Here is a 24,765-nt window from a genome sequence, read left to right as displayed (position 1 = left end):
ACAGCCGCCGTCCGGGATGCCGGGCGGCGGCTTTTTCGTTGCCCCTGCCCGCGCCCGAAAGGTTCGAAGTCGATCCACTTTGCCGCCGCGACGCGGTCGCGTGGCCCCTGCCCCCGCTTTTCCGAAGCGAACCGCGCGACATAGGCGCAGGCGGCGATCCCGTCCGCGGCGGAGACAGTTGCCTCGCGCGGGGAATCAACAGCCGCCGCAGGCTTTGCTACCCAATATGGAACAACAGGGGTGGGAGAGGATCATGCGGTACATGGCGACGGCCATGGCGAGCGCGCTGGCGCTCGTCGCGGCATCATCGGCGGGGGCGGCGACGTTGCGCGGGGGCATGGGCGGCCCGGCAGGCTATGGCAATCTCGTCCTACAGCCGAATGACGACAATTTCAGCGCGGTGCAGAACAGCCCGTTCCAGATCAACTTCTTCGGCTATTCGGGTCGGTCGTTCTTCGTCAACAACAACGGCAATATCAGTTTCGGCGCTGGGATCTCCAGCTTCACGCCGGTGCCGTTCAACGGGCACGCCGAGGCACCGCTGATCGCGCCCTTCTGGGCGGATGTCGACACCCGGTGCAGCGGCTGCGGCGCGGTCTATCTCGGCGCGCAATCGCCCAACAGCTTCACCGTAACCTGGAACAATGTCGGCTATTATTCCGCGAATTCGAGCAAGCTGAACAACTTCCAGATGACGCTCGCCGGCGCGACCAATCCCGGCGATTTCGACATCGAGTTCCGCTACAACCGGCTGGAATGGACCACAGGCGACGCCAGCGGCGGCTTCGCCGGCCTGGGCGGCACGCCCGCACAGGCCGGGTTCGATGCCGGTGACGGCACCCATTTCTATTCGCTGCCGGGGTCCTTCTCGTCCACCGGCGCGCTCAATTTCACCAACATCAAGAACGCGTCGGGCGGGGAATCGGGCGTGTTCAAATTCTCGATCCGCAATGGCGCGGTGCTCGCCGACGGCACCTCGCCGGCGACGCCGCTGCTGCCGAGCAACATCACCAACGGCAATGGCGGACCGGGCTTCGGCTTCCAGTTCCAGGTCCAGCAGAACCAGCGGGTGTTCGTCGATCCCATCGTTGCGAGCGGTTATGATTTCGAGGTCGCCGCAGGCGGCCCGAACATCCTCAGCGCGCTGTTCCCCGACCTCGGCGACGCAGACGGCTACACCATCTTCCTGCTCAGCGATCTGGTCCACCCCTATGCCACGCATGTGGGTGCCGGCGGCAATCCGTTTCTCGTCGACTTCGCGTCGATCGGCGGCGTGTCGGGCTTCCGCATCGCCGGCATCGATCCGGCGCTGGGGCTGGATCCCGACAATGCCAACGCCTTCGTGACCGGGCTGACCTTCGATGTGATCGGGCAGACCACGGTCAACCTCACCCAGACCCCGATCCGGTTCGATACCAATGGCAGTGCAGTACCGGAACCGGCGAGTTGGGGGATGCTGCTGTTCGGCTTCGCAGGGATCGGCGGCCTGTTGCGCCGTCGCCGGCACGCGCAGGCCCCAGCCTGAAGCAAGGGCGCGGCCTGCGGCGGGCAATCAGAGGGCGATCGTCAGCCGCAGCGTGCCCACCAGCACTCCGCGCGCCTTCTCCACGCCGCCGCGATCGGTGATGAACTGCACGTCGGGCTGGACGGTCAGCCATTTGGCGAGCCGATCCGAATAGGTCAGTTCGAAGCTGGTTTCCGCGCGCGAAGGAGGCGTACCTGCGTCGAGCAGCATCGCCCGGTAGCCGGGGGTGGTCACGCCGCGGCTCATGCCGAACGAAGCCTGCGAGTCCGGGCGGCCGGCGACCAGGCGCTCGAGCAGGAACCCCGCTTGCCAGCCGCCCTGGAACGGCGTCGAGGCGCCGCCGGACATGCCTGCGCGACCGAACACGGTGAGCGATCGCTTGCCCTCCCCGCCCGTCAGCTGCAGCTCGGCAATGGCATAGCCGCCATGGTCGACATGCTGGAGGGGGACGCCGTCGGCATCGACCCGGGTATAGTCGTCATGCCGCTGGGTGTAGCGCCAATAGCCGCCGGCGATCTTGAGGCCCGGCCGCTCGACCCCGGCCTCGCCGATCAGCAGCAGGCCTTGGCGGAAGCTGAAGTCGAGGCCTTGGGGGTCCCCCAGGCAGCCAGCCGCGCCGTTGAGCGCCGCCGCCCGGATATAGCCGAGGTGATCGAAGCGATGCTCCACCCGCACCGTCAGCGCGGTCGAGGGAAAGATCGACGGACCGTTGGGCCCCGAGGCGGCGAGTTCGGATCCCGCGCCGAACGAGGGCGAGATCAGCAGGCCTGCCGATCCATTGGCATAGAACTCGCTGTTGAGGTCATAGGCGCCCGCGCGCACCGTGCTGTGCTCGCCGATACGTTGCTCCACCCAGGCCTCGAACAGCCGGACATGGTGGCTCGCCACCTCGATGTTGTCGACGCCCTGCAGCGTGCCTGCCGCCGCGTTGGGACGCCCGCCCATCGTGCTCATCACATCGAAATGCGCGGTAGCGCCTTGCCAGCCCACCAGCCGCGCCAGATCGGCATCGGCGGTAAGGTGGGTATCGTCGAGCACATAGGTTCGATCGCGATAACCGCCGCGCGCAACGCTGGCGATGTCGATCGCCTCCTCCAAGTGCACGTCGACCGCCCTCTGGGCAAATACGTAGGTCGGCGACGTACAACCCAGCATCAGGGCGAAAACAAAGCGCTTCATCACCAAGCATCCCATCACCCCTCGACCAACGTTTTAGGATGAAGGACTCTACTTTACGGAATCTTGTCTATAATTTTTCTGGAAGAGGATGCTGCTCATTGCAGCTGCGTCACAAGCCCGGAGTCACATCGTGCAGTCGATCGCGTATTCAACCCGCAAGCTAACGATCGCCATCATCCTGCTGTTCCTGCTGTGCGGGGGTACCGGGATCGTCTCGTCCTGGCTGCTGGGTTCCGCACTCGACAAGCAGGCGGCGGCGTCGGCGCTGCTTCGCAACCATATGGAAGCGGACATGATGCACGATGCGGTGCGCAGCGACGTGCTTGCCATCCTCGCCTCCAGCGAGCCGGGCATCGGCATCAAGCTGGACGATGTGCGCAAGGATCTCGGCGAGCATCTCGCCACGCTACGCAAGCACATCGCCGAAGATGTCGCATTCAAGGGCGACACCGCGATCGAAGCGGCCACCGCGAAGGTCGGCAACCCGATGGTCGCCTATGCGAACGCCGCCCAGCAGATCGCCGATACCGCCACCGGCAACCCCGCCGCGGCCAAGCGCCTGCTGCCCGGCTTCTTCCAGCAATTCTCGGTCCTCGAAGACTCGATGGCCGCCGCGTCGGACGCGATCGAGCACTATTCCGATGGCACGGCAAAGGCTGGCGCAACGCTCGGCTGGATCACCACCGGGCTGCTGGTCGCGACGCTGCTCGCCGCGATCGGCGGTGCGCTCTATGCCGCACGGCTCGCCAATCGCCGGCTGGTCGATCCGCTGATCACCCTGTCGGACTCGGTCGCGCGGCTGGTCACCGAACCCGGTACGCCGCTGCCCGAAACCGATCGCCAGGACGAACTCGGCGCCCTCGCCCGCGCGATCGCGCAGTTCAACCAGCAGGTCGAAGCCGCCAATGCCGAGAAGCAGGCGACGACCGAACTGATCGTGGAGACGGTCGGCTCGGGGCTGCAGAAGCTGGCGGGCGGCGATCTCACCACCCATGTCGAAGCCCATCTGAGCGGCCCGTTCGCGCGGCTCAAGCAGGACTTCAACGTCGCGGTGGACAGCCTGCGCACCCTGATCGGCTCGGTCCATAGCGGCGCCGGTTCGCTGCGCCGTGCCTCGACCGAAATCACCGCCGCCTCCGAAGACCTTGCCCGCCGCACCGAAGCCAATGCGGCGAGCCTCGAGACGACCACCGCCGAGGTGCGCCAGATCGACCAGCGCCTGAAGACCTCGGTCCAGGCCGCCACCGAAACCGTCGGCCGCGCCGACCAGACGATCGAGGCGGTCAGCACCGGCCGTTCGCGCGTGAGCAACGCGGTGACCGCGATGAGCCGCGTCTCCGAAAGCGCCAAGGGCATCGACGCGGTGATCGAGGGCCTTGACAAGATCGCCTTCCAGACCCGCGTCCTTGCGATGAACGCCGCGGTCGAGGCCGGCCGCGCCGGCGAGGCGGGCCGCGGCTTTGCCGTCGTCGCCGATCTCGTCTCGGCGCTGGCGATGCGGGCGGAGGAAGAAGCCGGCCGCGCCCGCGACCAGCTGACCGTCACCCAGGTCGAGATCGGCACCGCGGTCGCCGCGGTCGAGGATGTCGACGGCGCGTTCAGCTCGATCTCGGAGAATGCCCAGACGGTGCACAGGCTGCTCGGCCAGGTAGCGGCGGACAACCGCGTCCAGTCGGAATCCATCTCGCGGCTGAGCGAGACGATCCGGGTGATGGACTATTCCACCCAGCAAAACGCCGCAATGGTGGAGGAGACCTCTGCCGCCGCGCGCAACCTGATGGCCGAGATCGGCCAGTTGGTGGAGCAGGCCGCACAGTTCCGCATCGAGGACGGCGCAACTGCATCGCCGGCGCGGGCTGCGGCACGCCCTTCCTATGCGCTGCCGGTGGCGAGCGTTGCGGTGGTTAGCGAGGAGGCGTGGGTCTGAAGTCGTACGCGAACGATTGCTCGGCTGTACGATCTGAGCGCTGCTTTCCTAGGCTGCGCGCCCCGCCTGCTGACCGACGAGCTTGGCCAGTTGCTTGGGTCGATAGGGTTTGGGGAGGAAGAGGCTGTCGTCGGGCAACTGCTCCGGCTCCAGCCATTGCTTCCCCGAGGTGATGATCACTCTCACGCGCGGAAAACGCACGGCGACGATATCCGCCAGTTGCAGTCCGTCGATCTCCCCCGGCATGTTGATATCGGTGAATACCACCGCAACCTCGTGCCTTTCCAGAAGCGCGAGCGCCTCCATGGCGTCGGGCGCCTCTAGAACCTGGAAGCCGCTTTCCGCCAGGGCGTCCGCAGCGATCATGCGCACAAAGGTCTCGTCTTCGACGACGAGAACCACGGGTTCTTCCGAGCTGGTCATAATTGCCTCCAGCACGTCAACGTTTCGGTACACGGCCAGTTGCGTCTAAGGATTTTACCGGAAGCGGCTGTATCCACATCGAAATCGACTTGAGAGAAGACGGGCGCGCACCGCCTTCAAACGTCGTGGGGCACCACGCGTATGCAATCCGCGAACGGGACGGCCCGCAGAAGCTCGCCGGTCGACCGCACCACGTCGATGCGCCCGCGCAGGTCGAGGAGGCCCTTGGCCAGATCCTCGCAGAGAAGCGAACGGACGAACCCGATGGCGGTCCGCAGCGCCGCGTCGTCGTCGCGAAGGTTGGTCCCCTCGGGATCGAGGAGCGCGCCGTTACCGTCGTGCACGTGAAAATAGTAGAGCTGCATCGCCGTGATCCAACTGACCCCCGTGCGATCGCCAGAAGAGCCCGCCGAGGGGGGGGGGGGCGGGCTCTTCCTTGTGCCGCGCGGAGCTGGTGGGGGGATGCTCCGGCGCCGTTGCGACCCGGCTTGTCGGAAAGACTTTCCCGGTAGCGGCCTTCTGCCGAATTTCGGCGGGCTCGACAATTAGGTACTAAGACCATGCCTTGGAGAAACTAAGCGTTAGGAGCGTTCGACAGCATCATTCCCAGACAAGACGTGGTTAATGCGCGTCGAGTAAACTTAGGTTGTGGAACGAGCGCACCTCCATTTCATTCTCACCTGCTAAGGGAGCGAAGATGGGACACGAATTCTCCTCGACCATCCTTATCGTAGACGATGAGGATTACATCCGAATACTGGCATCTTCCCTGCTTAAAGAGGAAGGCTTCCATGTTCTTGAGGCATCCGGCACTGCGGAAGCGCTGGCCTTGGCAGCCAAGCACGATATCGACGTCCTGCTGACGGACCTGCACATGCCCGGCTCGCTCGACGGCCTGCAGCTGGCGGCGGAAATTCGCGCCACGGACCCGCTGGTGCATGTGATCATCTCCTCCGGAGACGATCCGTCGGTCCTCAAGGACGATGCACTGGGCGCCGTTTTCCTGCCAAAGCCATACCGGCCCCACCAGCTCACCCGCGCCGTGCGCATGAACGCTATCGGCTGAGCGTCGCCCCCCCCTACTCCCCGAACGCCACGATCCGGTCCCCCAGCCGCTCGGCCTCGCCGCGGTCATGGGTGACAAGCAGGATCGGCAGGCCGATGCCGTCGCGCAGGCGTTCGAGCAGCGCCAAAATCTCCTCGCGGCGCGCGCGGTCAAGCGAGGCCAGCGGCTCGTCAAGCAGCAGGAAGGCCGGGTCGGTGAGCAGCGCGCGGCCGATCGCCACCCGCTTGGCCTCGCCGCCGGAAAGCGTGCGCGGCCAGCGATCGAGCAGATGGGCGATGCCGAGCAGTGCGATCACGCCGTCCACGTCCACCGCCGCACCTTTTCGCCAGCCATAGAGCAGGTTGGCCCGCGCGCGCAGATGCGGGAACAGCCGCGGCTCCTGGAACACATAGCCGGCACGGCGCGCCTCGGGCTTGAGGTCCACGCCCGTAGCGGCATCGAACAGCGTGCGCCCGCCCACCCGGATATGCCCGCCATCGGGGCGGAGCAGCCCGGCGACCATGTTGAGTACGCTCGACTTGCCCGCGCCCGACGGGCCGAACAGCACGGTCACGCCCGCACCGGGCTCGATGCGGCAGACGATCTCGGTGTCGCCCAGCGTCCGGCGCACGTCGATATCAAAGGACATGATTGCCCCTGCCCGTCCGCCGCGCGACCAGTTCGGAGCCCAGCAGCGCGATAAAGGCGATGGCGATCGACACCGCCGCCAGCCGCAGCACCTGCCCCTCACCCCCCGGCACCTGCAGCGCCGAATAGATGGCGAGCGGCAGCGTCTCCGTCTCGCCGGGCACGTTGGAGACGAAGGAGATGGTCGCGCCGAACTCGCCCAGCGCGCGTGCGAAGCCGAGGACCGAGCCCGCCAGCACGCCCGGCAGCGCCAGCGGCAGGGTGACGGTGGCGAAGGTCCGCACCGGCCCCGCGCCGAGGCTGCGCGCCGCCTGCTCCAGCCGCTGGTCTACGGCCTCCAGCGACAGCCGGATCGCGCGTACCATCAGCGGCAGCGCCATCACCCCGGCCGCGATCGCCGCGCCGCTCCAGCGGAACAGCACGGTCACCCCGAACCAGCGCTCGAGCAGCCCCCCGATCGGCCCGGCCGGCGCGAAGGCGAGCAGCAGCATCCAGCCGGTCACCACCGGCGGCACCACCAGCGGCAAATGGACCAGCGCGTCGAGCAGCAGCTTGCCGGGAAAGCGCCCCCGCGCGAGCAGCCAGGCCAGCGCGAAGGCGAGCGGCAGCACCGCGAGCACCGCCACGCCCCCGACCTTGAGCGAGAGCAGGACGATGCCCCATTCCTCGGCGCTCAGCACGCAGCCATGCTCATAGGGGGGTGAAGCCGTAGCGCGCGAAGATCGCCTTGCCGCGCGCGCTGATCAGGAAGCGGCGGAAGGGCTCGGCATCGGGGCTGGCGGCGGTCTTCAGCCGGGCGACGGGATAGCGGATCGGCGGATGGCTCGACGCCGGGAAGGTGCCGGCGATCCGCACCTTGGCGGAGGCCAGCGCGTCGGTGGCGTAGACGATGCCGAACGGCGCCGCCCCGCGCTCGACCAGTGCCAGCGCGGCACGGACATTCTCGGCGCGCACGACCTTGGGCGCCAGCCGGTCCCAGGCGCCGATCTTCTGCAGCGCCGCCTTGCCGTACAGCCCGGCGGGTACGGCGTCGGGATCGGCCATCGCCAGCCGCGCCTGGCCGAGTGCGGCGAGCAGCGGCCCGGCGCGGTCGAGCGGCACGGTCCGCCGATCCGCCGCTGTACCGGCGAGGACGAGGCGATTGCCGAGAAAGGCGACGCGGGTGCCGGGGGCGAGCCTGCCCGCCTTGTCCACCGTGTCCATCCACGGCTCGTCGGCCGAGACGAACAGGTCCGCCGGCGCCCCCGACTGGATCTGCCGGGCGAGCGCCGAGGAGGCGGCGAAGGACAGCACCGGCCGCGCATGCCCCAGCCGCGCCCAGGCATCGGCGGCGGCGTTCATCGATTCCTGCAAGCTGGCGGCAGCGAGCACCAGCGGGGCGCGCGGTGCGGCGTGCGCGGGAACGGCAAGCGTGGCGGCGAGCGCGGCGAGCAGCCAGCGGCGAGTCGGGGTCGGCGAAACGGGCATGGACGCGAAACCTCCGGAGAAGCGATAGGGTCCGGTTCGCGGGTCGGTCGCGACCTGTCAAGCGAACCGTCCCGAGGGCGCGCCGGTCCACCCGAGCATGCCGTAGCGTCAGGTAACGGCGCAGAAACGATCTCGGGAGAGATCCGTCCACTTCAATGATGATCTTCCAAAATCACAGTTGATGCCGCTTCATCGGAGCGTCTAAATTGATCCTGTCACGCAGGGGCGCGTGACAAAAGGGGGGGGGGCTTGATGAACGGCTTTACTAAGGCGGTCGCGGTTGCGGCCGGCATCTTACTGTTCGCAGGTGCAGCACAAGCACAAGAACGCTCGGCGACCAAGCAGGGTTTCGAACTCTCCGCCAACAGCGGCAAGAAGATCCTGGTATTCCGCCCGTCGATCAGCGTCGGCGCACAATCGACCGGCGGCATGTTCGAACCGAACGGCGAATGGACCGAAAAGGCCAAGGCCAATCTCGAGGCGGCGCTGTCCAAGGCGCAGGCATCGCTAGGCAACACCGTGGTGGCCGCCCCCGAAGCGTACGGCGAGGATGCGCAGATGCTGCAGGAGCATATGCAACTGTTCGCCGCCGTCTCGGACGCGGTGATCCAGTACCAGTTCTTCGTCGGCAACCGCCTGCCGACCAAGAAGCGCGACAACAAGAACGCAGTGTTCGACTGGTCACTCGGCAAGGGCGTGGCCGATCTGCCGGGCGCCAAGGATGCCGATTACGGCCTCTTCCTGTTCACCAAGGACGCCTATGGCTCAACCGGCCGCAAGATGCTGCAGGTGTTCGCGGCGTTCGGCGGCGTTTCGGTGAAGTCGGGCGTGCACCAGGGCTATGCCGGGCTGGTCGATCTGCACACCGGCGACCTGCTGTGGCTGAACGCCGATGCCGAGATGGGCGGCGACGTGCGCGAGCCGGAAGGCTCGGAGAAGCGCGTCCACCAGCTGCTCGAGGATTTCCCCGGCAGCACGGCACCGAAGGCGCAAACGCTCGCGCAGGCGGTCGCTCCAGCGCCAGCAAAGCCATGAGCCGGCGCCGGATGCATGCGCTGGGCGCCGGCATCGGGCTGCTCCTCGCCAGCCCGGCCGTCGCACAGCAGGCGGCACTGCTCCCGCCCTATCAGGGCGTGTACCAGCCCAAGGGCGTGGACGAGATCGGCCTGTGGCACGAGGCGGACGAGGAAGAGCGCGAACTCACCGCCTCGAACCTTGTGATCCGCGACGAGCGGCTGACCGGCTATGTGAAGTCGGTGTTGTGCGACACGGTGGGCGCGGACCGTTGCGGCTCGGTACGGGTCTATGTGATCCGCGCGCCGATGTTCAACGCAAGCATGATGCCCAATGGCACGATGCGCGTATATTCCGGCCTCCTGCTTCGAGTCCGCAATGAAGCGGAATTGGCGACGGTGCTCGGTCATGAGTTCGGCCATTACGAGAGCCGGCATACCTTGGCGGCGTTCAAGGAACAGCGCTCCGGAACGGATGCGGTGGCCTGGATGGCGGTTCTGACCAGCTTCGCCGCGACATACCAGTCCGTGCGTAGCTTCCAGAATTTCCAGTTGGCAGTCTATGGCGGGTTCTATCGCCACGGGCGGGACCAGGAACGCGAGGCGGATCGGCTCGGCGTCGCCTATCTTAATCGAAGCCGCCTTAGGCCACAGGAGGCTTCCGCGATCTGGCAGCATATGATGGAGGAAGCCGAAGCATCGGCCAGTGCGAAGGGGCTAAGAAAACCCAACTTCCGGTTGATCGCCTTTGCCGCCTCGCACCCGCCCTATGCCGAACGCGCCAGCTATCTCGCCGCGTTGGCCACGCCCGACGGCGCAGGTCGCGAGACCGGGGCCGATCGGTACCGCACCGCGCTGGCGCCGTTCCTAGGCCAGTTTCTCGACGATCAGATCAAGCTGAACGACTTCGGCGCCAGCGACTATCTGATCCAGAACCTGGCGACGACGGGCTGGACGGGGACGCTGTGGTGCAAGCGCGGCGACCTCTACCGCACCCGCGGCAACCCGCGCGACCTGATCGCCGCCGCCGAGTTCTATGCCAACGCGGTCAAGCTCGATCCGACGCTGGCCGAGGCGCATCGCGGGCTGGGCCTGTCGCTGATGAAGACCGGCCGCGCGAGCGAAGCGGTGGCACCGCTGCAAACCTATCTCGGCCTGCGCCCCGATGCGGCGGATGCGGGCATGATCAAGATGATGATTCCGGGGGAGTCCAAATGATGAAGTTCAACACCCTGCGCATGGCGCTCGCGCTCGCCGCCGTCGCCGTCGCCACCCTGTCCGTGCCCGCCGATGCGCACAAGCTGGCCGAGAAGGGCAAGGCCGTCACGGTGGCGGATTCGACGCTGTCGATCACGCCGACGCGCGACTGGAACCGGCTTTCGGGCAAGCCCGGCAAGCACGCCGAGGCTTGGACGCTGGACGGCGAGCAGCTCGACGAAGTGACCTTCTACGCAGCAATCGAGCCCGGCGAGCCGCTGCTCCGCGAGCGGAGCAAGAAGAAGGAGCCGCTGCCCAAGTTCCGCAAGGACATGCTGCTGGCCGAAGTGCCCGAACTGCTGGAGCGCACCTACCGCACCGGCAAGGACGCGCGCGACTTCCAGCTGAGCGGCGCGACCCCGGGCAAGTTCCTCGGCCGCGACGGCGTGACCTTCGCCTATGTGGTGACCGACGCCGACGGGCTGACCCGCAAGGGCGAGGCGCGCGCGGCAATCGTCGACGGCAAGCTCTACATGGTCACCTTCGACGCGCCGCGGCTGCATTATTTCGACCAGCTGGCCGACGATGCCCGGGCGCTGATGGCTTCGGCGACGCTATAATCCCGCTGTTCCTCCCCTGCTGCGACGGCGGGGGAGGAATGCTAGCCGCGGCGCGCCCGGACCGCGCCGATCAGCCCGCTCGCCGCGAGGTCGACGGGCCTGGCATCCCCCAGCCCTGCCGCCGCCGGCCGCGCGGCGAGCGCATGGCGCAGCTTCAGGCGGCCGGAGCGCACCGCCGTGCGGCACAGCCGCCACCATAGCCGCGAAATCTCCCGGTCCACCCGCGCCAGCGTTGCGGCATCATGGCCCTGCTCCCCGAAATGCGCGCGGAGCACCGCGATCCCGTCGAACAGCCGGCGCAGCAGCGCGCGGTCACCGATCGGTGTCTTGGCCATCACATAGCGGACCAGCAGCCCGGCAATGTCCGGCGCGCCCTCGCCCAGCAGCGCCCGGTGGCGCGCGCGGAGCAGCGCCTCCGCATGGGCGGTCATCGTGCCGTTGAACACCTGCGAGGCACCGCCGGCATGCTGGCGGTAGAGCGTCAGCACCGTGTCGATCTGGTCGATCCGGCCGAAGGCGCGCAGCCGGTGGTAGAGGTCGAAATCCTCGACATAGCGGCATTCGGGCCGCTCGAAGATCTCCAGCCGGCGCGCGGCATCGGCGCGGAACAGCACCGAGGACCAGACCAGCGGGTTCTGCACCAGCATCAGCCAGTCGATCAGCCCGGGCGTCAGCGGACGCACCCATTGCCCCGCCCGCACCCGCCCCTCGACCAGGCAATCGGTGGCGGTGCTGACCAGCACGGTCTCGGGATGCGCATCCAGCCACGCCACCTGACGGGCGAAGCGCTCCGGCAGGCAGAGATCGTCCTGGTCGAGCCCGGCGATGTACCGCCCGCGCGCTGCGGCGAAGGCGCGGTTGCGCGCCACCACCGGGCCGCCATTGACCGCGCTCTCGATCACCCGGATGCGCGGATCGCCCGCGCCCCGCAGCACCGCCACGGTATCGTCGCGCGAGCCGTCGTCGACCGCGACCAGCTCCCAGTCGCCGAAACTCTGCGCCTGCAAGCTCGCCAGCGTCTCAGGCAGTAGCGCGGCGCCATTATAGGTTGCCATCACCACCGAGAGAATCGGAGGCGTGGTCATGCCGCCGCGCGCGCCCGGTCGGCGAGGATCTGGTCGACGATCATCCGGCCGATATCGTTCTGCCACAGCCACAGCCCATTGGCCTTGCCGCTGAAGCTCGCCTCGCCGCCCAGCGGCCCGTCGGGGACATGCCCCGAGGCGAGCCCCAGGCCATAGACGCCGGGCACCACCCGCCCCTCGGCATCGAGCACGCGGCAGCGTTGGTCCACCAGCCGCGGCCGACCGGGATGGTCCGCCATCAAGGCGATGCGCGCGCCGTCAACGTCGTAGAGCGGCAGTGCCCGCGGCCGATAGCCGAGCGCGCCGATCACTACATCGGCGGCTTCGAGCTCGGCGCGCATCGCCGCGTCGTTGTCGCCGGTCAGCCGGCACAGCGCCATGCGCGGATCGGGCGCACGGCCGCCGACACCGAGCATCCGCAGCACCAGCTCGCGCGCTTCCAGGCGGAAGCCGGCGAGGCGATAGACGAAGCCGCTCAGGGGGCAGATGTCGTCCGGCCCGAAATCGGTGAAGCCATCCGCCCGCGCCTCCTCGGCCGAGCGGTAGAAGGGCCGCAACGGCCGACGATGGTAGAGCCGCAGCGCCCCTGCCCCCAGCGGCAGCGCCGGGCTCGCCTTGAGCAGCAGCACCGCGGCGGCCATCGCGCTGGTCGATCCGCCGACGATTGCAATGCGCGGGGCGCGGACGTCCGCCAGCCGCGCGCGCAGCCGGTCGAGCCCGCCCAGCCGCAGGAAGTCGTCGCCCAGCACCAGCCGGTCGCCCGCCAAGTCACCGATCGGTGCGCCGGCGATCACCTCGGCGGCGACCTGCGCGGGATCCTGATAACCGCCGGTGGCGATCACCAGATTGGCCGCGCGCATCACCCGCTCGTCGCCGGTAAGCAAATTGCGCACCCGCGCTGCCCAGTCGCCCTGCGGGGTACGGCGTGCCTCCACCACCTCGGAGCGTGTGGCAACGACGCCGCCGTGCTGCGCGACCAAGGTGCCCAACCGCGCGCCGGTCGCCTCCAGCAGCGGGGTCGAGCGCGCCAGCGGCACGCCCAGCCGCCCGGCATAGAGCGCCACCTCGCGGCCCGAATGGTGCTCGGTCAGCGCGGCGATGTCGCCATGCACATTGTCCTTCACCGCGGTGAGGAAGGTCTCGGCGGTGCTGTCCGAGGTGATCGCGTAGCTGCCGATCTCGCCGCGCCCGAGCACCGCGTCGCGCTCGACGATCGCGAGGCCGGTCTCGGCCAAGGTCACCAGCTGGTCGCCCTTGGTCGCGGCAGTGAGCAAGGCGGTGCCTGCCGGGCCGCCGCCGACGATCAGCGCCGAATGCACCTTCTGCCCGCGCCGCTCGACGCGCAGCCCGTCGAGCCCGGCGGTGCGGCAGGCATCGATCAGCGCGGTGCAGACCGTGTCGACATCGGCCTCGGTCATCCCGTCGGTGACGGGCAGCGAAAGGATGCGCCCGGCGATCTCGTCCGTCACCGGCAACGCGCGATCGATCACGCAGCTGCTGCGGAACCAGGGCTGCTCGCCCAAGTGCGGGCTGAAATATTGACCCGCGCCGATTCCCTGCTCGGCCAGCGCCGCAATGATCGCCGCGCGGTGCCCGGCAAAGGCGCGCGGCAGCAGCAGCGACTGGCATTGCAGCGCGGGCCGCGATCCGCGGAGCGCCTGGAACTGGAAGCCATGCACATCGGCAAAGCCGCCCAGCCGCTCGCGATAGACGCGGTCGAGCGTGGCGCGATGCGCGGCGATCCGCTCCAGATCGCCCAGCTTCGCCATGGCGAGCGCGCCCAGCACCTCGGGCAGCTTGGCGTTGAGCCCCGGCCCTTCGGCGGAGCGGCCGCCGTCGAAGCCGAAATTGGTCATCCGCCGCAGCGTCTCGATCAGCGCGGTGTCGCCGCTGTGGATCAGCCCGCCCTCGGCGGTGGCGAACACCTTGGTGGCGTGCATGGAGTAGACCACAGGAAACGGCGCCCCCGCGCCGAACTGCTGCCCCGCCGCATCGATCGTGCCGAGCGAGGCCGCCGCATCGACCACCACGCCGATGCCGCGGGCGTGATAGTCGCGGTAGCGCGCCAGATCCATGCCCGTCCCGAAGGTGGCATAAGGCACCACCACAGCAATGCGGTCCCCATAGCGCGCGAACGCCGCCGCCTCGGCATCGGCGCGCATCGTCCAGTCCTCGGGGTCGATGTCGCACAGCACCGGGGTCAGCCCGGCCCATTGCACCGCCTGCGCGGTCGCGGCGAAGGTGAAGGCGGGGACCAGCGCCAGCGCATCGCTTCCCGCGCGGGGGCCGGCAGCATGGCGGATCGCCAGCATCAGCCCGATCGTCGCATTCGCGACCGCGAGGCACGCGCCCTGCCCGCCGAACAGCAGCGCCGTCGCCGCCGCCTCGAACCCGCGCACCACCGGGCCGCCGTTCGAATAGGTGCCCCGCGCCTCGATGGCGCGAAGTTCGTCGGTCATCAGGCTCAACCGCGGCGGCTGCGGCGCGATCAGCGGCAGGCGCTGCATGGTCATCTCCCCAGATGCTGCTTCGCCGGAAGCGGCGGAGGGGCGGACCATGGCAGAGCGGGCTTAGAAAACCGTAAAATGCGCCTCCCCCGCGATCCGGCGGCGTGCATCACCGACATGCCCCGAGCGGGCAGCGCGCCGCGGTGCGCCGGCCGCCATCCTCACAACGCATTCCAAGAACAAGCAACGCAACAGTTTTATCTGGATACTGCACAGTAACAACCACCAATAGTTCCCGCGATCAGACCTCCGTTTAAGTACCTAAGCTATGGCAATTACGGCCTAAACTGCACCTTGGTGCAATCATCGCAGCGGAGCCACCTTCTATAAGAGCAGCAAGAGGGATCGCAGTCGAAACGAATAAAGGGTGCACTGGTGAAGATTTCTGCGCTGCTGTTGACGTTGATCGCAACGACCTCGGTTTCCACGCAAGCATTGGCCCAGACCAAGGCCACCGCGGACCGCGCGGCCAAGCCGCAGGAATCGCAGCCCGCCGCCGAGAAGGAGGTCTTCTCCACCGGTGTCGCCAAGGGCCGCGACCGGCTGGACAGCGCCACCTCCACCAGTTCGCTCAAGGGCACCGAGGCGCAGAAGCTGGGCCCGGTCGGACTCGCCGACATCCTGCGCACCATGCCGGGCATCCGCGTCGAGAACGGCGTGAGCGAGGGCAACAACAACTATACCGTGCGCGGCCTGCCGATCGGCTCGGGCGGCTCCAAGTACGTGCTGCTCGAAGAGGACGGCCTGCCCGTCGTCGAGTTCAACGACCTGTTCAACATCGCCGGCGACAGCTTCTTCCGCGCCGATTTCAACATCGCGCAGATCGAGACGATCCGTGGCGGCTCGGCCTCCACCTTCGCCTCGAACTCGCCGGGCGGCCTGATCAACCTGATCTCCAAGACCGGTGACGTCGAGGGCGGCGCGATCCAGGTCTCGACCGGGCTCGATTATGACTCGAAGCGCGTCGACCTCGATTACGGCGCGCATCTCAGCAAGACGATCCGCTTCCATGTCGGCGGCTTCTACCGCGTCGGCGAGGGCCCGCGCGCGACCGGCATGACCTCGTTCAACGGCGGCCAGGTCAAGCTGAACGTCACCAAGGAATTCTCGAACGGCTATGTCCGGCTCTACGGCAGCCTGCTCCAGGACCGCGCGCCGAGCTATGCCACCTATCCGGTCACGCTGACCGGCACCAACGACAAGCCGGTGATCGGAAATGTGCCGGGCTTCGATATCCTCAAGGATTCGATGTACTCGCCCAACGTGCCGACGTTGCTGACGCTGGACGGGCAGAACCAGCCCCACGCCTTCTCGATCAAGCGCGGCCAGAGCGTCGAATCCAAGTCGATCGGCTTCGAGGGCCAGTTCGATGTCGCCGGCTGGACGTTCACCGATCGTGCGCGCTTCTCGAAGAATTCGGGCGAGTTCCTGCGCGCCTTCCCCAGCACCGTCGCCCCGGTGGCGACGCTGGCGGCGTCGCTTGCCGGCGCGGGCGCCACGGCGACCTATTTCAACGGTCCGAATGCCGGAAAGCCGGTCTCCGCGACTGCGAACGGCAACGGGCTGCTCGCGAACTACTTCGCGAACGTCTACAAGCTCAACACTGCCGACCATTTCGCCAACGACTTCCGCGCCACCCGCGTGTGGAAGGTCGGCGCCGGCGACCTGACGACCACCGCCGGCCTGTACGTGGCTACCCAGAGCGTCGCGGTCGACGCGCTGCAGATCTCGATGGTCACCGATGTCGCCGGGGGCGGCGCCAGCTCGCTGGTCACCCTCACCAATGCGGCGGGCGTCGCGCAGACCCAGGACGGCGTCTATGCCTATAGCCGCAACGGGCCCAAGCTGCGCCGCTCGTTCGACATGGATTACAGCTTCCTGGCGCCCTATGCCTCGGTGAACTACCATGTCGGCAAGCTCGCGATCGGCGGCAGCCTGCGCTACGATACCGGCCACGCCCGCGGCAACATGATCGGCGCCGACCTCGGCGGCGGCCGCACCGGCACGGTCAGCTACGACATGAACGGCGACGGCAAGCTGAGCGCGGCGGAAACGCGCGTCTCCGCGCTGCCGCTCGGCAATCCGGCGCCGGTGAACTATGATTTCCGCTATCTGAGCTATTCGGTGGGGGTCAATTACCGCGCCGCCGAGCCGCTGGCCTTCTTTGCGCGCTACAGCCGCGGCGGCCGCGTCAATGCGGACAAGATCCTGTTCACCAGCGCGATCGACAACGCCACCGGCAAGCTGGTGGACAGCCGCCAGGCCTATGATGCGGTGCGGCAGCTCGAAGGCGGCATGAAGTTCCGCAAGAACGGCATCACCTTCAACGCCACCGCCTTCCTCGCCTATGCCGACGACCACAACCAGCTCAACGGCCTGGCGACGCAGACCTATCGCAAGTACCGCACCTATGGCCTCGAGCTGGAAGGCGGCATCCGCCGCGGCCCGTTCAGCATGACGAGCGGCGCGACCTACACCAAGGCCAAGATCACCAAGGACTATTTCGACCCGACCCTGACCGGCAAGGAACCGCGCCACCAGCCGGCCTGGACGCTGCAGGCGACCCCGCAGGTCGACCTGAAACACGTCACCGTCGGCACCAGCGTGGTGGCGATCACCAGCAGCTATTCGCAGGACATCAACCAGCTGAAGATGCCGGGCTTCACCACCGTCGGCGCCTTCGTGATCGCGCACCCGACCAAGGCGATCGACGTCGCGCTGACCGGCACCAACCTGTTCAACGCCAAAGGCTTCCTCGACATCAACCAGGCGAGCATGCCCACCACCGGGATCGGCTGGGCACGATCGGTGCAGGGCCGCACGCTGGCAGCCTCGGCACGCTTCAACTTCTGATCTTCGTCCCCCCGAAGAACCCACCTCGCCCGGTCGCTCCCCAGCGGCCGGGCGTTTTCTTGTGCCTCAGCGGGCGGCGGCAGACTGGACGTGGAGTGCGGGGAACACGTCCTCGATCGGCTTGCTGTCGGGCAGGATGTACACATAGCCGCCCTTGCCCTTGTACATCGGGCTCAGCAGCTTGGTGTAGAAGCTGGTCGGCACGTTGATGCAGCCGAAGGTGATGCGGTTGTCGTCGGGCGTCGGCGAGGCGAGCCGCTCGCGGCGCTTCTCCTTGCGCGCCGCCGCCCCCGTCGGCACCGGGTGCAGCGCGACCGAGGTGTAGTAATCGACCCACAGCACCCGCTCCTTGCCGATCGCGAGGCCGAACCTGGCGAGATAGCGCCCGGCCGGCGTGGTCTTCTCGGCGGGGCCGATCTCGGAGAGCTGCTTGGCGCCGATCCCCGGGGTCGCATCATCGCCCGGGGCGATGCCGATCAGCACCGGTACTGCCGCCAGCTGCTTGCCGCTCCGATCGTAAAGGAACAGCGCGGCATGGGGCTTGTCGACGATCAGATAGGGCAGCCCGTGATTGTCACCCGCCGAGGACACCCAGTCCTGCACCCGCAGCGCCTCGGCCGAGGGCTGGAGCACGGGCGCGGCGGGCTTGGCAGCCGCAGCCTTCGGCTTGGCGGGCGCGTGCTTGCCCTTCTTGGGCGCCGCCTTCTTTGGCGCGGCGACCTTGGGCTTGGCATCCTGGAGGGGAACGGCGGCGGTGGGGGGAACGAGCAGCGTCAGCCCAGCCAGCGCGAGTAAGCCTTGGATCATCGATGGTTTCGCTCAATAAAAAGGGTGGCCGCCCCGAAGCGCGGCCACCCGAATACCCTGGCAAACTGCCGAGGCAGCAAGGTTCCGCTTAGTTGCGCGGACGCTTGCGCTTGGCGTTCTGCTGCTGGACCTGCTGCGAAAGCGCCTGGGTCTGCTGGTCGATCGTGTCGACGCGGCCGTTCAGCTGGTCGAGGCGCTGGCCGTTCTGCTGGGCCTGGCCGGCAGCGGCCTGGGCCTGCGACAGCGCCTGCTTGGCGGTGCCGTCGGTTTCCTGGAGGCGCGTCTCGAGCGCATCGACGCGCTGGCTGACCGGGGCGATCTGCTCGCGGACGAACTTCTTGGTGGCGCAACCGCTCAGCGCGACGCTGCCGATCATCAGGGCCGCGAGGGGAGCAAACTTCATACCAGTACGCATAAACACACCTTTCACTCGTTAATGAAACTTAAGGCCTCTTCACCAAGCCGGAGCAACGGGCCCGCAACAATCCCGATTCGGTCCGGCTGTGCCGGATGTCCGTCGGACCGAGCCGAACGCAGGGCGAAACGTTCCCGCATCACCGCTTGCGCCTCGACTTGGGGCGCTCGGCGAAGGGGTCGCGGGGAATCCCGTCGTCGCTCGCCGCCGCCTTGGGCTGCCCGTGCTGGGTCGCGACGCAGCGCTGGAGCTCCGCCACCGCCGCCCCGCTGCCGTCGAGCGGCAGCCGCGCGACCGGGGTGGTGCCGCGATCGATGTGCAGCGCCTTGGATCCGGCAAAGGCGGTGGGGAATTTGGGATCGAATGCCGCGACAAAGCCCTGCTTGCCGTCCGCGACGATGCCGATCGCCTGGTGATTGGGGTAGCCGCCCTGGGTGAGGCGGAAGGTGAGCTTGAGCCGGTCCTGCGGGCGGATCGACCAATTCTCGTTGAGCACGGAGAAATGGTTGCTGCCGTCGCGGTCCATGCCGAGCAGCAGCGTGGTGCCGCCGGGCTGGTCGAAGCTGCGGCTGATGAAGCAGCCCGATCCGTCCTTGCTGGCGGCGACCGTCCAGTCGCCGAGCTGCCTGGCGGCATAGCCCTGCGCGAAGGCCGGCGCGGCGCAGACCAGTGCCGCCGCGAATCCCGGGATCCCCCAGCGGCGATACCGCGCTGGCTGGGAAAGACGGGGATGCGACACGTTCTGACTCACGCTGGAAACCATCTGATAAGGACGGCCCAATAACGTTGGTCTGCCGGAATGGTTCAATCGGCGGCGGAACGATCGCGCGCGCGACACGCGGCGCGTGCCTCAAAACGGGATTCGCGGTAGAAGCGGCCATGGCCGATCCCCTTCCCACCCAGCCGCCCGGCGCCGCCCCGAGCGGCGCCCATGCAACCCTGCGCGTCGGCGACACGGTGGCGCTGGAGGCGCGGATCACGACGGGCGGGCTGGTGGCGGTGGCGGCGATCGTCTCGGCCGCGCTGCTGGGGTCGGCGGTGATCGTGCGGGCGGCGCGGCGTGGTGGGGGTGTGGGGTAGGGAATTCACATGAGCTGTTCGCCGCACGTTAATGACATCCGGCTCAGCCGAACTCGAACAAGCTTACCACTCTGCCCCTGCGGGCACATGATTTCTCGCACTTCAGAGTGGCAATGGCGAGCAGATCGTACATTGTTAGCAAGCGTGACTTATTGTCTTGAATGTGCAAATCTAAGGCTGTGAACCTCACCCTCCGCCATGTGCCACGTTGGGAAGATCGGCCTCACGTCGTCATTAGGCCCATGTCGACATTTGGCCGCTATTGGGCAGAGCCTATTCAGCTTGGTGAGGCCGTCACTCACCAGGGCCAAGGCATGCTGTTTACCGCCTGCCGCAACGTAACAAGCCCCAATCACAGAGAATACTATACGGAATTTGATAATCTATCGGATATAGAAGTCAGATTTCTCGCTGCAATGATTATGGCTGTCGACTTTGATGACGGTGTGGTTTCCCCTTACCCAGCATCCGAGTCGTTCGCTTGCGAATACGACGGGGATCTATCAGACCCTAACTTCCTCCACACAGCCGCAATAACATTGCGAGGTGAAGTTGCAGCAATGCATCGTCTTGCCACGGCGCCACCAATTATCGCGTCGAGCAGAAACCTTTTCGAGTATCATCATGGAGAACTAAATTTTCATCGCTTAAAAAAGATATTTTCAGCAGTAGAATCGGCCGATGACCTCCTGCTAAGGGGCTTACAAGCACTTATTAAGTGTCAAATGATGGCAACTCATGCCGAGTTCGTGGAAGAAGCAAATTACGCCCTATACGTTTCGCTAGATGCGCTATTTTCAACAGTTCGACGACGCCTAATCCGAACAGGGAACACCGATCCATCAGCATATGATGCACAAGCATATGTGCACAATATATTCAACGAAACCCAGTCAGGAATGCGATTTTTCGAAGAATTTTATACCGATCGGATCATGACAATGCATCCTGAAAACAAGTATGGAATATTTCGCCACGCTCCCATTTCGCGTAGCGACTTCCATTATTTATTCAAAATGGTAAGAGCAGTATATCGTGAAGTCGCACTACGTAAATGATATCATTACTATATCACTAAAGATCGCTGCCAAGCCACAATTTGCTCCTTGAAAGGCTCAAGCCGCCTATATGATCTTCTAGAAAGATCTAACTCATAGTCTAAAGATTTGCGGATCTCCGCGTGAATATGTATAGCATTTCTAGCTTCGTAGAACTCTATGAGATCATCTTTTAGCCGATCCTGAATAATACCCAACGAGCATGCACACTCAGCTTTCTTGTCGAACCTAACTTTCGTCTCATCAGTTTTACCAACTCCTTCGTATGTTGGTATGATCTTTTTTCCATCATGATGAAGATGGCTGGCAAGCATATCCATGACCCTTTTCGGGACAGATATTTCCTTCTTCATAGGAAACTCTGTGAGAGATACAACTTTAGGATTATTGGCCATATTGACGAATAATATATGGTGAAGAGCAGCTTCATAAATAGACGCGTATGAAAGGACTTGTAGCCTAATTTGCGCCCGAAGAAGCCATTCCTCGGCAGCCATGCCTTCAAGTATTTTATAAAGATACCTTGCTGATAGATATTCCTCGCCTAGCCGCTTAGCGAGCTTAGGGTCGTCTATAAAATCAAAATATTTCAAATGCCACGTATCGTCAGGTATATGGCCGCGAACGTAGTCATTAACAGATGCCTTGATTTCAGCAGCGAAGGCCATGCTAGTCCCTATATTGATGAAAGCCCCTTAGCCTACGGGTGGAAGAGCGCCAATCCCAAACCGCAGGTTGAGCGACCGCATTCTCGTCTCGTCCACTCATTCTCGCTCTTTCCTACACGAACCTATTTGGTTATATGCGCGGACATGAAGAACCGCTCGAACCCCGACTTCGTCGTGCCGGACTTCACGCCGGTACCCCGCAAACACCGTGTCGACGGCTGGACGCCCGAGCGGCAGCGCGCGTTCATCGCCGCGCTTGCCGTCACCGGATCGGTCACCGCGGCGGCGCGGTCGATCAACATGGCCAAGGAGGGCGCCTATATGCTGCGCCTTCACCCCGAGGGGGCCGGCTTTCGCGCCGCCTGGGAGGCGGCGCTCACCGCCGGGCTCGATCGGCTGCAGGACATCGCGCTCGAACGCGCGATCGACGGCGTGCCGGTGCCGGTCTTCTACAAGGGCGAGCAGTGCGGCGAGAAGCGCTGGTACAATGATCGCCTGCTGATGTTCATCCTCCGCCACCGCAATCCCGAGAAGTACGGCGCCCCCGCCGCGCTGCCGCCCGGCACCCGCCATCCCGCTACGGTCGCGCGCGAGGAGGCCCCCGCACCCTGCCCGGTCTGCGCGCGGCGCAAGGCGGAATATATGGCGCTGGCCGAGCCCGATGCGAAGATGCCTGAGGAGATGCGCAAGGTCCTCGACACGCTGTTCACCCGCTATGCCGCCAAGGTGCGCAGCGAGCGCCAGCTGCGGCTGGAGGGCCAGATCGTCGCCGCCGACTATACGCTGCGCCAGCTCACCCATATCGAGCTGATCCTCGCCAATGCCGGCATGTCGGACGCGATGATCGACTTCTTCACGATCGATTATGGCCCGCACGGCCGCGAGCGGGAATTTGCGCATCCGATGAGCGCGAAGCTCGACGCGATGCGCCGCAAGGTCTGGGCCGAGTGCGGCGAGCCCGAGCGGCCGCCGCTGCCGCTATATGCGCGGTCGCCGGGCACCTCGACGGTGTGCGGGCCCGACTGGGACGAACGCCAGCGCGCACAACGCGACGCCGAACGCCGCATGGCCGCGGCGCAGGTCGAATGGGAAGCCGCCGCGCGGACGGACAGCTGGGAGGAATGGAAGGCGGCGCACGGGCGGTGACCTAAATTCCTCCCCCGCACGGGGAGCGAATTCGACGGGACGGCGGCGCCACCCAAGCCATCGTCATTCCCGCGAAGGCGGAAATCCATTGCCCTCGGCGCTGGGGGAATGAACCGCCCATTCAGCGCCAATGGATCCCCGCCTCCGCAGGGATGACGACCTATTTTGGCGATATGCAAGCGCCCGCCCTTCCCGCGGGAGGCATGGTGCGGGGAATGTGAGCCCCGCCCCTACCCTTACTCTTCGCCCATCCGCAGCGCGGCGATGAAGGCTTCCTGCGGGATCTGCACGCTGCCGTACTCGCGCATCCGCTTCTTGCCTTCCTTCTGCTTGTCCAGCAGCTTGCGCTTGCGGCTGGCGTCGCCGCCATAGCATTTCGCGGTCACGTCCTTGCGCATCGCGGCGATCGTCTCGCGCGCGATCACCTTGCCGCCGATTGCCGCCTGGATCGGGATCTTGAACAAGTGGCGCGGGATCAGGTCCTTGAGCCGCTCGCACATGCCGCGACCGCGGCTCTCGGCGGTGGAGCGGTGGACGATCATGCTCAGCGCGTCGACCGGCTCGTTGTTGACCAGGATGCCCATCTTGACGAGGTCGCCGGCGCGGTAGCCGATCTGCTCATAGTCGAAGCTGGCATAGCCGCGGCTGATCGACTTCAGGCGATCATAGAAGTCGAACACCACTTCGTTGAGCGGCAGCTCATAGGTCACCTGGGCGCGGCCGCCGACATAGGTGAGGTTCTTCTGGATGCCGCGGCGATCCTGGCAGAGCTTGAGGATCGGCCCGAGATATTCGTCGGGCATGTAGATCACCGCCTGGATCCACGGCTCCTGGATCTCCTCGATCCGGTTGGGATCGGGCATGTCGGCGGGGTTGTGGAGCTCGATTTCCTTGCCTTCGGCTTCGCCGGCGGACTTGGTGAGCTGCATCTTGTAGACCACGCTCGGCGCGGTGGTGATGAGGTCGAGGTCATATTCGCGCATCAGCCGCTCCTGGATGATCTCCAGGTGCAGCAGCCCGAGGAAGCCGCAGCGGAAGCCGAAGCCCAATGCGGCCGAGGTTTCCATCTCGAAGCTGAACGACGCGTCGTTGAGGCGCAGCTTGGAGATGCTCTCGCGCAGCTTCTCGAAGTCGGCGGCGTCGACCGGGAACAGGCCGCAGAACACCACCGGCTGGACTTCCTTGAAGCCCGGCAGCGCCTCGGCGGCGGGCTTCTTGGCGTCGGTCAGCGTGTCGCCGACGCGGGCCTGGGCCACTTCCTTGATCTGCGCGGTGATGAAGCCGATCTCGCCCGGGCCGAGGTCGGGCAGCTGCTCGATCTTGGGGCGGAAGGCGCCGACGCGATCGATCAGATGGGTCGTGCCGGCGGCCATGAACTTGATCTGCTGGCCCTTCTTGATCGTGCCGTCGATCACGCGGACCAGGATGACGACGCCGAGATACGGATCGTACCAGCTATCGACCAGCATCGCCTTGAGCGGGGCGTTCGCGTCGCCCTTGGGCGCCGGGATGCGCTCGACGATCGCGTCGAGGATCTCGTCGATGCCGATGCCGGCCTTGGCGCTGGCGAGCACGGCGTTGGAGGCGTCGAGGCCGATCACGTCCTCGATCTCGGCGCGGACCTTCTCCGGCTCGGCCGAGGGCAGATCGATCTTGTTGATCACGGGAATGATCTCGTGGTCATGCTCGATCGACTGGTAGACGTTTGCCAGCGTCTGCGCTTCCACGCCTTGCGCCGCGTCGACGACGAGGAGCGCGCCTTCGCAGGCGGCGAGGCTGCGGCTCACCTCATAGGCGAAGTCGACATGGCCGGGCGTGTCCATCAGGTTGAGGACATGGCCCTTCCATTCCAGGCGCACGGTCTGCGCCTTGATGGTGATCCCGCGCTCCTTCTCGATGTCCATGTTATCAAGGACTTGCTCGGACATTTCGCGGTCGGCCAGGCCGCCGGTGCGCTGGATCAGCCGGTCGGCAAGCGTCGACTTGCCATGGTCGATATGCGCGATGATCGAGAAATTGCGGATCTTGGTGATGTCGGTGGCCATGATTCCGCGGGCGATAGCAGGCTGCGGGCAAAAGCCAAAGTACCGGAATGCAGGCCA

23 protein-coding genes are annotated in these 24,765 nt (G+C 66.0%); 10 read left to right on the top strand and 13 right to left on the bottom strand.

Translation table 11 applies throughout. The features are described from left to right. Positions 1-262: 262 nt before the first annotated feature. Positions 263-1,525 (top strand): nidogen-like domain-containing protein, encoded by a 1,263-nt coding sequence (locus tag ACTJKY_RS10885; RefSeq protein WP_440846018.1) that lies wholly within the window; start codon positions 263-265, stop codon positions 1,523-1,525. A 27-nt stretch (positions 1,526-1,552) separates the two neighbouring features. Here ACTJKY_RS10885 and ACTJKY_RS10880 read toward each other — a convergent pair whose 3' ends face one another. Continuing rightward, a complete protein-coding gene (locus ACTJKY_RS10880; protein ID WP_440846017.1) occupies positions 1,553-2,704 on the bottom strand; it encodes a carbohydrate porin in 1,152 nt (383 codons plus the stop codon). A 130-nt stretch (positions 2,705-2,834) separates the two neighbouring features. Between ACTJKY_RS10880 and ACTJKY_RS10875 the strand changes: the two genes are divergently transcribed. Next, complete coding sequence (locus tag ACTJKY_RS10875) at positions 2,835-4,631, top strand: methyl-accepting chemotaxis protein (protein WP_440846016.1); 1,797 nt, start codon at positions 2,835-2,837, stop codon at positions 4,629-4,631. 48 nt (positions 4,632-4,679) lie between these two features. Here the strand turns inward: ACTJKY_RS10875 and ACTJKY_RS10870 are convergent, their stop codons facing one another. Next, a complete protein-coding gene (locus ACTJKY_RS10870) occupies positions 4,680-5,054 on the bottom strand; it encodes a response regulator (protein WP_440846015.1) in 375 nt (124 codons plus the stop codon). Positions 5,055-5,170: 116 nt separating this feature from the next. Further along, complete coding sequence (locus ACTJKY_RS10865) at positions 5,171-5,419, bottom strand: DUF6894 family protein (RefSeq protein ID WP_440846014.1); 249 nt, start codon at positions 5,417-5,419, stop codon at positions 5,171-5,173. A 332-nt stretch (positions 5,420-5,751) separates the two neighbouring features. Here ACTJKY_RS10865 and ACTJKY_RS10860 point away from each other — a divergent pair, with 332 nt between their 5' ends. Next, a complete protein-coding gene (locus ACTJKY_RS10860) occupies positions 5,752-6,120 on the top strand; it encodes a response regulator (protein WP_440846013.1) in 369 nt (122 codons plus the stop codon). A 13-nt stretch (positions 6,121-6,133) separates the two neighbouring features. Here the strand turns inward: ACTJKY_RS10860 and ACTJKY_RS10855 are convergent, their stop codons facing one another. Genes ACTJKY_RS10855 through modA form a run of 3 tightly spaced genes read right to left on the bottom strand, consistent with a single transcriptional unit; the run spans position 6,134 to position 8,214 of the window. After that, positions 6,134-6,748: an ATP-binding cassette domain-containing protein gene (locus ACTJKY_RS10855; protein ID WP_440846012.1), complete on the bottom strand. Its 615-nt coding sequence runs from the start codon at positions 6,746-6,748 to the stop codon at positions 6,134-6,136. Continuing rightward, the gene (gene modB / locus ACTJKY_RS10850) at positions 6,738-7,427 is read right to left on the bottom strand and encodes a molybdate ABC transporter permease subunit (RefSeq protein WP_440846010.1); all 690 of its coding nucleotides are present in this window, start codon (positions 7,425-7,427) and stop codon (positions 6,738-6,740) included. The genes ACTJKY_RS10855 and modB overlap by 11 nt, the downstream gene beginning before the upstream one ends. A 10-nt stretch (positions 7,428-7,437) precedes the next feature. Then, positions 7,438-8,214, bottom strand: a complete 777-nt coding sequence (modA, locus tag ACTJKY_RS10845; protein ID WP_440846008.1) for a molybdate ABC transporter substrate-binding protein — start codon at positions 8,212-8,214, stop codon at positions 7,438-7,440. Between the two features lie 252 nt (positions 8,215-8,466). Here modA and ACTJKY_RS10840 point away from each other — a divergent pair, with 252 nt between their 5' ends. Genes ACTJKY_RS10840 through ACTJKY_RS10830 form a run of 3 tightly spaced genes read left to right on the top strand, consistent with a single transcriptional unit; the run spans position 8,467 to position 11,044 of the window. Further along, positions 8,467-9,249 (top strand): hypothetical protein, encoded by a 783-nt coding sequence (locus ACTJKY_RS10840; RefSeq protein WP_440846006.1) that lies wholly within the window; start codon positions 8,467-8,469, stop codon positions 9,247-9,249. After that, a complete protein-coding gene (locus tag ACTJKY_RS10835; protein WP_440846005.1) occupies positions 9,246-10,445 on the top strand; it encodes a M48 family metalloprotease in 1,200 nt (399 codons plus the stop codon). The genes ACTJKY_RS10840 and ACTJKY_RS10835 overlap by 4 nt, the downstream gene beginning before the upstream one ends. Further along, positions 10,445-11,044 (top strand): hypothetical protein, encoded by a 600-nt coding sequence (locus tag ACTJKY_RS10830; RefSeq protein WP_440846003.1) that lies wholly within the window; start codon positions 10,445-10,447, stop codon positions 11,042-11,044. Before ACTJKY_RS10835 ends, ACTJKY_RS10830 begins: the two co-directional genes overlap by 1 nt. A 41-nt stretch (positions 11,045-11,085) precedes the next feature. Here ACTJKY_RS10830 and ACTJKY_RS10825 read toward each other — a convergent pair whose 3' ends face one another. Together ACTJKY_RS10825 and ACTJKY_RS10820 are read right to left on the bottom strand one after the other, a co-directional pair. Further along, positions 11,086-12,129, bottom strand: a complete 1,044-nt coding sequence (locus ACTJKY_RS10825; protein WP_440846002.1) for a glycosyltransferase family 2 protein — start codon at positions 12,127-12,129, stop codon at positions 11,086-11,088. Further along, complete coding sequence (locus ACTJKY_RS10820) at positions 12,126-14,636, bottom strand: DegT/DnrJ/EryC1/StrS family aminotransferase (RefSeq protein ID WP_440846001.1); 2,511 nt, start codon at positions 14,634-14,636, stop codon at positions 12,126-12,128. Before ACTJKY_RS10820 ends, ACTJKY_RS10825 begins: the two co-directional genes overlap by 4 nt. Before the next feature lie 375 nt (positions 14,637-15,011). Here ACTJKY_RS10820 and ACTJKY_RS10815 point away from each other — a divergent pair, with 375 nt between their 5' ends. Continuing rightward, positions 15,012-17,489, top strand: coding sequence for a TonB-dependent receptor domain-containing protein (locus ACTJKY_RS10815; protein WP_440845999.1), 2,478 nt, complete (start codon positions 15,012-15,014; stop codon positions 17,487-17,489). 66 nt (positions 17,490-17,555) lie between these two features. On the opposite strand, the gene ACTJKY_RS10810 is transcribed toward ACTJKY_RS10815, so the two are convergent. From ACTJKY_RS10810 to ACTJKY_RS10800, 3 genes are all read right to left on the bottom strand, one after another. Beyond that, the gene (locus ACTJKY_RS10810) at positions 17,556-18,296 is read right to left on the bottom strand and encodes a hypothetical protein (RefSeq protein WP_440845998.1); all 741 of its coding nucleotides are present in this window, start codon (positions 18,294-18,296) and stop codon (positions 17,556-17,558) included. Between the two features lie 88 nt (positions 18,297-18,384). After that, entirely contained in the window at positions 18,385-18,699 is a 315-nt protein-coding gene (locus ACTJKY_RS10805) for a hypothetical protein (RefSeq protein ID WP_440845997.1), read from the bottom strand. Between the two features lie 151 nt (positions 18,700-18,850). Beyond that, complete coding sequence (locus tag ACTJKY_RS10800; RefSeq protein WP_440845996.1) at positions 18,851-19,450, bottom strand: hypothetical protein; 600 nt, start codon at positions 19,448-19,450, stop codon at positions 18,851-18,853. Between the two features lie 140 nt (positions 19,451-19,590). On the opposite strand from ACTJKY_RS10800, the gene ACTJKY_RS10795 reads away from it, so the two are divergent. After that, complete coding sequence (locus ACTJKY_RS10795; RefSeq protein WP_440845994.1) at positions 19,591-19,791, top strand: hypothetical protein; 201 nt, start codon at positions 19,591-19,593, stop codon at positions 19,789-19,791. Between the two features lie 179 nt (positions 19,792-19,970). Beyond that, positions 19,971-20,849: a hypothetical protein gene (locus ACTJKY_RS10790; protein WP_440845993.1), complete on the top strand. Its 879-nt coding sequence runs from the start codon at positions 19,971-19,973 to the stop codon at positions 20,847-20,849. A gap of 8 nt (positions 20,850-20,857) precedes the next feature. On the opposite strand, the gene ACTJKY_RS10785 is transcribed toward ACTJKY_RS10790, so the two are convergent. Continuing rightward, positions 20,858-21,517: a hypothetical protein gene (locus ACTJKY_RS10785; RefSeq protein WP_440845992.1), complete on the bottom strand. Its 660-nt coding sequence runs from the start codon at positions 21,515-21,517 to the stop codon at positions 20,858-20,860. Positions 21,518-21,661: 144 nt separating this feature from the next. Between ACTJKY_RS10785 and ACTJKY_RS10780 the strand changes: the two genes are divergently transcribed. Further along, positions 21,662-22,663 (top strand): hypothetical protein, encoded by a 1,002-nt coding sequence (locus ACTJKY_RS10780; RefSeq protein ID WP_440845991.1) that lies wholly within the window; start codon positions 21,662-21,664, stop codon positions 22,661-22,663. Positions 22,664-22,899: 236 nt separating this feature from the next. Here ACTJKY_RS10780 and lepA read toward each other — a convergent pair whose 3' ends face one another. Next, the gene (gene lepA / locus ACTJKY_RS10775) at positions 22,900-24,708 is read right to left on the bottom strand and encodes a translation elongation factor 4 (RefSeq protein ID WP_440845989.1); all 1,809 of its coding nucleotides are present in this window, start codon (positions 24,706-24,708) and stop codon (positions 22,900-22,902) included. Between the last annotated feature and the right edge of the window lie 57 nt (positions 24,709-24,765).

Source organism: Sphingomonas sp. 22176 (assembly GCF_052045505.1).
GTDB lineage: Bacteria > Pseudomonadota > Alphaproteobacteria > Sphingomonadales > Sphingomonadaceae > Sphingomonas.
The sequence above is the reverse complement of the archived record's forward strand: the minus strand, read 5'-3'. Positions and strand labels throughout refer to the sequence as shown.